Source organism: Bradyrhizobium sp. (genome assembly GCF_049798375.1).
In the GTDB taxonomy this organism is placed as follows: Bacteria; Pseudomonadota; Alphaproteobacteria; order Rhizobiales; family Xanthobacteraceae; genus Bradyrhizobium.
In genome coordinates, this window is record NZ_JBARGP010000207.1 from 1 (window position 1) to 7975 (window position 7975).

Here is a 7975-nt window from a genome sequence, read left to right on the forward strand (position 1 = left end):
GCTCGGGCCAGGCGCAAGGCGGCTTCAGCGAGGACCAGTCACCGTTCGGCGGGCGCGGCGATTTCGAGAGTTTTGGCCGCAGCCGACGTGGGCCGATGACCATCGAGGGCGAGCTGGTGGCGAAATCCACCGGCACGGTCTCGGACTTCGGGCTGGAGGATCGCGTCTTCCACCAGAAGTTCGGCTATGGTCGGGTGGTGAAGGTCGACGGTAACAAGCTGACCATCGCCTTCGACAAGGCCGGCGAGAAGAAGGTCGTCGACAGCTTCGTGCAGCGGGCCTAACGGACCGAAGCGGACGTTGCCAATCTGCCGTGTGCGGCGATGGCGCGCCGCAAACTGCACAGCTCCGCCCTGATCTGCCTTTCTTGGGTCTTGACCGTGGCCGGGTGCGTCGTATGAGATGCAGCCATGGTCCGGGGAGGCTTGATCCTATTTTGTGTCGCGCTGGTCGCGCCGTCGCTTGCGATGGCGGAGACGATGAGCTTTGGCGACGCATCGGCGCTGATCGCCGCGAGCTGTGGGGCCGACATCGTGGCCAACTGCCGCGGCGTCAATCTCGACTCCGCGCGCCTGAAGGAATGCCTGTCGCGCAACCAGGATGTGATCTCGCCGGCCTGCAAGGACAACTATCTCAAGGCCTTCGATGCGATCCAGAAGCGCATCGCGGCACGCATGACGGTCGCCAATGCCTGCGCGCATGAGATCGTCAAGGTTTGTGCTGGAACAACCAAGGAGACGTCCAAATCAATCCCCTGCCTGACGACCGCAAACGGCGTCAGCGCGCGCTGCCAGCAGGCGATCGGCGACGCGGGGTATCGCTGATGCGCCGCGCTGGAGCATTGCTTGCCGCACTCGCGGCCGCCCTGTTCGCCTGTGCCGGAGCAGGTCCAGCCGCCGCACAGGCTGTGAGCCGCGATGACATCATCACCCAGCTCAATCATCTGGACAACGCACCGACGCTCGATCTGCCGGCGTTGCGCACACAGACCCAGGAGCGCTCGCGACTGCGCGGCCGCAACGAGCCGCCGCCGCAAAAGCGGCCGCCGATCGCGCCTGATCTGATGAGCCTGCCGGCGCTCAATGTCGATATCCAGTTCGACGTCGACACGCCGATCGTGCGCCCGGAATCTTATCAGACGGTCGGCCGCATCGCGGACGCGATGGTGAACTCGGCCCTGCTGCCGTATTCCTTCCTGGTCGTGGGCCACATCGAGGCGAACGGCAAGCGTGAAGCCAATGTGACGCTGAGCCAGCGTCGCGCCGACGCGATCCGTGACATCCTCGTGAACACCTTCAAGATTTCGGCCAAGCGCCTGCAATCAATCGGGCTCGGCGAGGAGCAACTGCTCGATCCCGCGCGGCCGACCGCGCCGGTGAACCAACAGATTCAGATCATCACGATCGCCAAGGCGCCGGAGGAGACCGCGGCTCCTGCGGCCGTTCCGAGCAAGCCGGCGCCGGCAGCCGCGAAGAAGCAGAAGCGGCACAAATAGCCGGATGCCGGGCGGGCTCGCCCGGGATTGAACCGATCGCGCGGCTTGCGCGACTGCTAGTGTGTGACAACATCACGAAATTGTAATCAGCCGGCTATGGCACGCTGGAAGCCGATTCGGGGCCAAAGAACGTCGCCCCGGCGCGACAAATGGCCGTTACCGACCGGCGCGATTCGCGGTTTGTCGATGCTGGCGCTTGATGGTATAGCCGCTTCTTTGCGGCCGTCGAGTGCGCGGTCATCGACCTCATTGACGAGCGAGTCCGGCATGAGCGAGCTGTTTCGACGCCAAATGATCGACTATGTCAGATATCATCGGGACCCGCGCAACGGCCTGATGCATGTGATCGGCATTGTCTTTCTGTTTCTCGGCGCCGTGCTGCCCCTCAGCCTGTGGCAGTTCGATGCGTTCGGCCTGAAGATCAGCCTGGGCGCGATCCTGGCGCTGCCCGTCCTGCTCTATTGGCTGCTGCTCGATGCGGCGCTGGGCGCCGGAATCCTGGCCTTTGCCGTGCTGTTCCTTGCCGCCGCCATGCTGATCGTCGGCCATGTCCATGGCATCGCGCTGTGGACGTTGTTCGCCGCGCTCATCATCCTCGGCTTTGCGTCGCAGGCCGTCGGCCATCAGGTGTTCGAACGTAACAAGCCGTCGCTGCTGGATCACCCGGCTCACCTTTGGCTTGGCCCGATGTTCGTGATGGCGAAACTTTATATGGCGCTCGGCTTCCGACCGGCGATTGCAGACCTGATCAAGCCGGACTGGTCGCCGCATCCAAATGGTTCGGAACAACTGCAAAGCGATCAGCACTCGCACCCCTAATGAACGGTCTCGTCACCGGCGGCAGCGGATTCATCGGCCAACATCTCGTCGCGGCGCTCGCGGCGCGGGGTGTCCGGGTGCGCGTGCTCGACATCCGCTGCCCGACGCACATGATTGCCGACGTCCAGTATGTCGAGGGCTCAGTGCTTGACGCCGCTGTCGTGCGCAAGGCCGTGGATGGCGTCGAGCAGGTCTATCATCTGGCCGGTCTGCCCGGCATGTGGATGCCCGACCGGCAGGATTTCCACCGGGTCAACTGCCAGGGCACCGAGACAGTGCTCGCGGCCGCGCGTGCCGGGCAGGTGCGCCGTTTCCTGCACTGCTCGACCGAGTCGATTCTGTTCGACTATCCCGGTGCGGAGGGGGCGGCCTTCGCACCATCAGCGCCCCCTGCGGATGCGATGCCCGGCGCTTATACCCGCTCCAAGGCGAAGGCCGAGGCGCGGGCCATGCAGGCTGCTGCGGAGGGCTTTCCGGTCGTCATCGGCACGCCGACCATGCCGATCGGCCCGCATGACAGCAACCTGACCCCACCGTCGGCGATGCTGAGACATTTTCTCGACAGCCGGATCCAGCTCTACCTCGACTTCATCGTCAATCTGGTCGATGTCCGCGACGTCGCCGCGGGCCTGATCCTGGCCATGGAGCGCGGCATGGTCGGCGGCCGCTACGTGTTCGGCGGCGAAAGCCTGCGCCTTAGCCAGATCCTCGCGCTGGTCGCAATCATCAGCGGCCGCAAGCATTTGGCGCTCCCGGTGCCGGGCCGGCTCGCCGAATTGTCGGCCGGGATGCTCGAATTCGTTTCCGATCGCATCACCCGGCGGCCGCCGACCGGCACCGCCGAGGGCGTGCGGATCGCGCTCCACGCCTCCGACCTGTCGATCGACCGGGCGCGGCGGGAACTCGGCTATGCCCCGCGCGCGATCGAGCCGACCCTGCGCGAGACCATCGCCTTCCTGATGGCGGCCGAGGGCGACGGCAAACGGCTCGACGTCAAACAACACCCTTTTCGCACGGCGGCCGAGTGAGTAAGACCGGCCGGTCGTAGTCAGAAAGCGGTTCGGGAAGATATGTCGGGCAGCCAAATCATCGCGTTTGCGTTCAGCGGCTGGACCACGACCTGGCCCACCTCGCTGCTCGCCATCATCTGGCTGCTATTCCTGGCGAGCTGGGTCGGCGCCTCGTTCTGGTCTGGCCAAACCCGCAAGCATGTCGCCGTGACCAGGACGAGCCGCTATCACCTGCTGATCGTGCTCGGCGGCATCCTGTTCACGCCGTGGACCTCGCGCGTGCTCGGCGAGCCGGCGCTGTGGACGCCGCGCGGCGCGGCGTTCGTGGTGCTGACCGTCATCACCCTCGCGGGCATCGCCTTCGCCTGGTGGGCGCGTATCCATCTCGGCCGGTTCTGGTCGAACGCGATCACGCACAAGGAAGGCCACAAGGTCATCGATACCGGTCCCTACGGCCTGGTGCGGCACCCGATCTATACCGGACAGATCATCGGCCTGCTGGCAACCGGCATCGCTGTCGGAACCGTCACCGCGATGCTGGGCGCAATCATGATCGGACTCGGCATGAGCTGGAAGGCGAAGATGGAAGAAGTCTTCCTCTCGCAGGAACTCGGTCCCGACTACAGCAGCTATTGCCGCCGTGTGCCGATGATCATTCCGTTCTTGCCACCAGGCTGAGCCGTCGCAGACCGATCGGCATTGGCCGCGGCTTGTGCCGGGCTTGTCTTGCCGCTGCTGCGATGAACCATCGCTTTTGGACGCGCCGTCGCGATATGCGCCGGACTGGCCGTGGCCTCCGGCACAGCGGCGGGCGCCGGCAACAGATGCCGGGGAATCACGATGCGCTCGCCCGGCATCAGCGGCCCGCTGGCCGTGCCTGGATTGGACTGCTGCAGGGCCCATAGCGGCACGTGATAGGTCTCGCCGATCTGCTCGAGCGTGTCGCCCGGACGCGCGAACAGCGGAATGCCGCTGTCCCACAGCTCGAGCGACGTGTTCGGCGGCACCAGAAGGCGCAACGGCACCGGATCGGCCTCGGTCGTTGCCGGCGTCTGGTTGAGCTGGCTGATCATGGTGACGAGCTGGGCGTGCACATCCGCCATCTTGTCGATGTTGATATGCGTGACCTCGTCATGATCCTTCATGTCGTAGCTCGCGTAATGGCCGCGATAGCCCGGCTCCGGCTTGACGTCGCCGCCGCCGAGAATGTTGTCCGACAGGAAGATGTTGATGAAGCGCTGCACATTGAGCGGCACGCTCTTGGTCGCATGCGCCGGATCAATGCTCACCACGAGGCTGACCGGGATGTGCTCTTTCTCGAGCGCGATCGCGATCCTGACGCTGCACAGGCCGCCCATGGAATGGCCGATCAATACGATCGGCGCGGGCTGCTGGCGGTAGGATTTCTCGACCTGCAGCTCGATCAGGTCGCAAAGCGTGAACTCATAGACCGAGGCCCAGTAGCCGGCCTTCTCGACCTTCTCCGCCAACCGGTCCATGCCGGTCGAGAAGATCGGACCGAGCGCGCCACGAAAGATGTAGACGCGCGGCGGCGGCAGGTTCGCGGGCAGCGTTTCCGGCGGCGGGGAGATCAACGATTCACTTGAAGCCGGCTCGGTGACGGCAGGCTTGTTAACAGCAGGCTTGAGCGCCCCCGCAGGCCCGGCGATTGCGACATCATGAACGGCCGCAGCGGCAAAAACAGCGAGCGCAGCTATGGCGGCAATGCGTCCCAGACCGGTCATGCGCCTCCTGCGGCGTATATGGGGGAAGAGTGTCCCCGCCCCACGCTTCTCGCCCGCAAATCGGCGCAATTTGAGGCAGCGCCGCGGGCGCCGCCCTTGCCGATGCGCCTAGTTACGCGCCGCGGCCGCACTGGCCGCATGCTGCCTGCGCGCAGCAATCGGCGCCGGGCCCGGCCGGCGACCGGCGAACACCACCGAATCGATGGCCCCGATCACCTTCTGCTGCATGATCGCGTTCTTCTCGATCGTGACATGGCCGACGCCTGGAACCGACTCCACATCGACGTTCTCCAGCTTGCCATGGAAGCCGTCGTCGCGGCGGACCGGCTCCCCGGCACCGCTGGCGATATAGAAGTTGATGTAACGCTCGGCATTGCCGGCAACCAGCTTGGTCTTGAACACCGAATCGAGCCCGATCGCGAGCTTCACCGGCACGCCGAGATGGCCGAGCTTGGCGATCATGTCCGGCAGCGCCGTGGCTCCGGAGGAATGCCCGACCAGGATGATCGTCTTGATCTCGCCGGAGCGATAGCCGGCGGCCGCCTCATCGGCGAGCGAGGACCAGGAGACAAAATTCGCGATCGTGACCGGAATGCCCTGTGCCCTGAGCTGAGCGGCGATGTCGTCCAGTCCGAGCGAGAAGATGTTGAGCACGCCGCGCAGCAGGTAGACATGGGTGGTGCTTGCCGCGATTGGCGCCACGGCGACCCGCCGCACCGGCGCGGCCTGAGCCGGCGTCACGCCTGACGGCAGCAGCATCGACAGCGCGAGCGCACCCGCGCCCAACCACCGGACAACAAACGAGATCGCGCTGCCCGATCCAATGGTGCGGCTTTGTGGCGTCATCGGTCCTCCTCCGCGGCAGAAATGTCGCGACGCGCGCGACCGTAATCTCCAGACGCTCGCAGATGCAACATGCACGAGCGACGTCGCTGCATGTTACCATTCAAGACGTGTCGGTGAGGCAACACTCGTCTGAATTGGCCGCAGAAAAGCCCATAAATCGCCGGCATTCATTTGTGACCCAAGATTGCGGGTGACGAGGAGCGTTCCTATCTCTGCGCTTCGCCCTTCCAGCGGTTCCCCACCGCGCCCTCTGTTTCCGACAGCGCATGGCTCCCGTCATATCCGTCTCCGGTCTGTCCAAGACCTATCCTTCCGGTTTTACCGCTCTGAACAAAATCGATCTTGCGATCGAACGCGGTGAGATTTTTGCGCTGCTCGGCCCCAACGGGGCCGGCAAGACGACGCTGATCAGCATCATCTGCGGCATCGCCAATCCAACCGGCGGAAAAGTCGCAGTGGATGGCCACGACATCATCACCGACTATCGCGCCGCGCGCGCGCTGATCGGGCTAGTGCCGCAGGAGCTGCACACCGATTCCTTCGAGACGGTGTGGGCGACCGTCAGCTTCAGCCGCGGCCTGTTCGGCAAGCCGAAGAATCCCGCTCTAATCGAGAAGATCCTGAAGGACCTGTCGCTGTGGGACAAGAAGGACTCCAAGATCATCACGCTGTCCGGCGGCATGAAGCGGCGCGTCATGATCGCAAAGGCGCTGTCGCATGAGCCGCAAATCCTGTTCCTCGACGAGCCGACCGCCGGCGTAGACGTCGAACTGCGCAAGGGCATGTGGGAGGTGGTGCGCGAGCTGAAGAGCGCCGGCGTCACCATCATCCTGACCACACATTACATCGAGGAAGCCGAGGAGATGGCAGACCGCGTCGGCGTCATCAACAACGGCCGGATCGTCCTGGTCGAGGACAAAGCCCAGCTGATGCAGAAGCTCGGCAAGAAGCGGCTGATCCTGCATTTGCAGCACAAGCTCGACACCATTCCCGACGCGCTTGCCCCCTATTGTCTCACTCTGGCGGAGGACGGCTGGCACCTCAGCTATGATTACGACACCCGCGTCGAGCGCACCGGCATCACGAGCCTGCTCGGCGATCTGCGCGACGCCGGCATCCGCTTTGCCGATCTCGAGACCCAGCAATCCTCGCTGGAAGACATCTTCGTGAGCCTGGTGCACCAGCAATGAACTTTCGGGCAATCGGCGCCATCTACAAATTCGAGATGGCGCGCACCTGGCGCACGGTAGTGCAAAGCATCGTCTCGCCGGTCATCTCCACCTCGCTGTATTTCGTGGTGTTCGGCGCCGCGATCGGCTCGCGCATCAGCGAGGTCGACGGCGTCAGCTACGGCACCTTCATCGTGCCGGGCCTCGTCATGCTGTCAGTGCTGACGCAGAGCATCGCCAACGCTTCGTTCGGCATCTACTTCCCGAAATTCGTCGGCACTATTTATGAGATACTCTCGGCGCCGATCTCGCATGTCGAGATCGTGCTCGGCTATGTCGGGGCCGCCGCCACCAAGTCGATCATCCTCGGCCTGATCATCCTCGCCACCGCCGGCCTGTTCGTGCCGCTGCACATCCATCATCCCATCTGGATGCTGGCCTTCCTGGTGCTGACGGCAATCACCTTCAGTTTGTTCGGCTTCATCATCGGCATCTGGGCCGACGGGTTCGAGAAGCTGCAGATGATCCCGATGCTGGTGGTGACGCCGCTGACGTTCCTGGGCGGCAGCTTCTATTCGGTCAACATGCTGCCGGCGCCATGGAGCTCGATCGTGCTGCTCAACCCGGTGGTCTATCTGATCTCCGGCTTCCGCTGGAGCTTCTACGAGATCGCCGACGTGAACGTCGGCATCAGCATCGGCATGACGCTGGCGTTCCTGGCGATCTGCCTCGCGATGGTGTGGTGGATCTTCAAGACAGGATATCGGTTGAAGCGGTGAAGTCAGGCTCCTGCTACAGGCACGCCGAGCAATCCCTCAACCATTTGTTACCAATGAAAGTCTGTTGCGGCATCGGAAGTGCACCTTCTCCCCTTACGGGAGAGGGTGGATC

General features: G+C 64.0%; 9 protein-coding genes and 1 pseudogene. 8 read left to right on the top strand and 2 right to left on the bottom strand.

The window, feature by feature from the left end; translation table 11 throughout:
* The 6 genes and pseudogenes from WA702_RS08915 to WA702_RS08940 all read left to right on the top strand — a co-directional run.
* Positions 1-284 (top strand): annotated as a pseudogene (locus tag WA702_RS08915) (AAA family ATPase); the annotation flags it as partial.
* 126 nt (positions 285-410) lie between these two features.
* Positions 411-824: a hypothetical protein gene (locus WA702_RS08920; RefSeq protein ID WP_425110157.1), complete on the top strand. Its 414-nt coding sequence runs from the start codon at positions 411-413 to the stop codon at positions 822-824.
* Positions 824-1495, top strand: coding sequence for an OmpA family protein (locus WA702_RS08925; RefSeq protein ID WP_425110158.1), 672 nt, complete (start codon positions 824-826; stop codon positions 1493-1495). The genes WA702_RS08920 and WA702_RS08925 overlap by 1 nt, the downstream gene beginning before the upstream one ends.
* 267 nt (positions 1496-1762) lie before the next feature.
* Complete coding sequence (locus tag WA702_RS08930; RefSeq protein ID WP_425110159.1) at positions 1763-2314, top strand: Mpo1-like protein; 552 nt, start codon at positions 1763-1765, stop codon at positions 2312-2314.
* Positions 2314-3342 carry an NAD-dependent epimerase/dehydratase family protein gene (locus WA702_RS08935; RefSeq protein ID WP_425110160.1) on the top strand — a complete coding sequence of 343 codons (1029 nt, stop codon included), beginning with the start codon at positions 2314-2316 and terminating at the stop codon, positions 3340-3342. The genes WA702_RS08930 and WA702_RS08935 overlap by 1 nt, the downstream gene beginning before the upstream one ends.
* A gap of 42 nt (positions 3343-3384) precedes the next feature.
* Positions 3385-4002: a methyltransferase family protein gene (locus WA702_RS08940; protein WP_425110161.1), complete on the top strand. Its 618-nt coding sequence runs from the start codon at positions 3385-3387 to the stop codon at positions 4000-4002.
* On the opposite strand, the gene WA702_RS08945 is transcribed toward WA702_RS08940, so the two are convergent.
* The gene (locus WA702_RS08945) at positions 3954-5069 is read right to left on the bottom strand and encodes a LysM peptidoglycan-binding domain-containing protein (RefSeq protein WP_425110162.1); all 1116 of its coding nucleotides are present in this window, start codon (positions 5067-5069) and stop codon (positions 3954-3956) included. The genes WA702_RS08940 and WA702_RS08945 overlap by 49 nt on opposite strands.
* Positions 5070-5177: 108 nt before the next feature.
* On the bottom strand, positions 5178-5915 hold the full coding sequence (locus WA702_RS08950; protein WP_425110163.1) for a hypothetical protein: 738 nt from the start codon (positions 5913-5915) through the stop codon (positions 5178-5180).
* Positions 5916-6181: 266 nt separating this feature from the next.
* On the opposite strand from WA702_RS08950, the gene WA702_RS08955 reads away from it, so the two are divergent.
* Both WA702_RS08955 and WA702_RS08960 read left to right on the top strand, forming a co-directional pair.
* Positions 6182-7105: an ABC transporter ATP-binding protein gene (locus WA702_RS08955; RefSeq protein ID WP_425110164.1), complete on the top strand. Its 924-nt coding sequence runs from the start codon at positions 6182-6184 to the stop codon at positions 7103-7105.
* Entirely contained in the window at positions 7102-7863 is a 762-nt protein-coding gene (locus tag WA702_RS08960; RefSeq protein WP_425110165.1) for an ABC transporter permease, read from the top strand. Before WA702_RS08955 ends, WA702_RS08960 begins: the two co-directional genes overlap by 4 nt.
* Positions 7864-7975 lie beyond the last annotated feature (112 nt).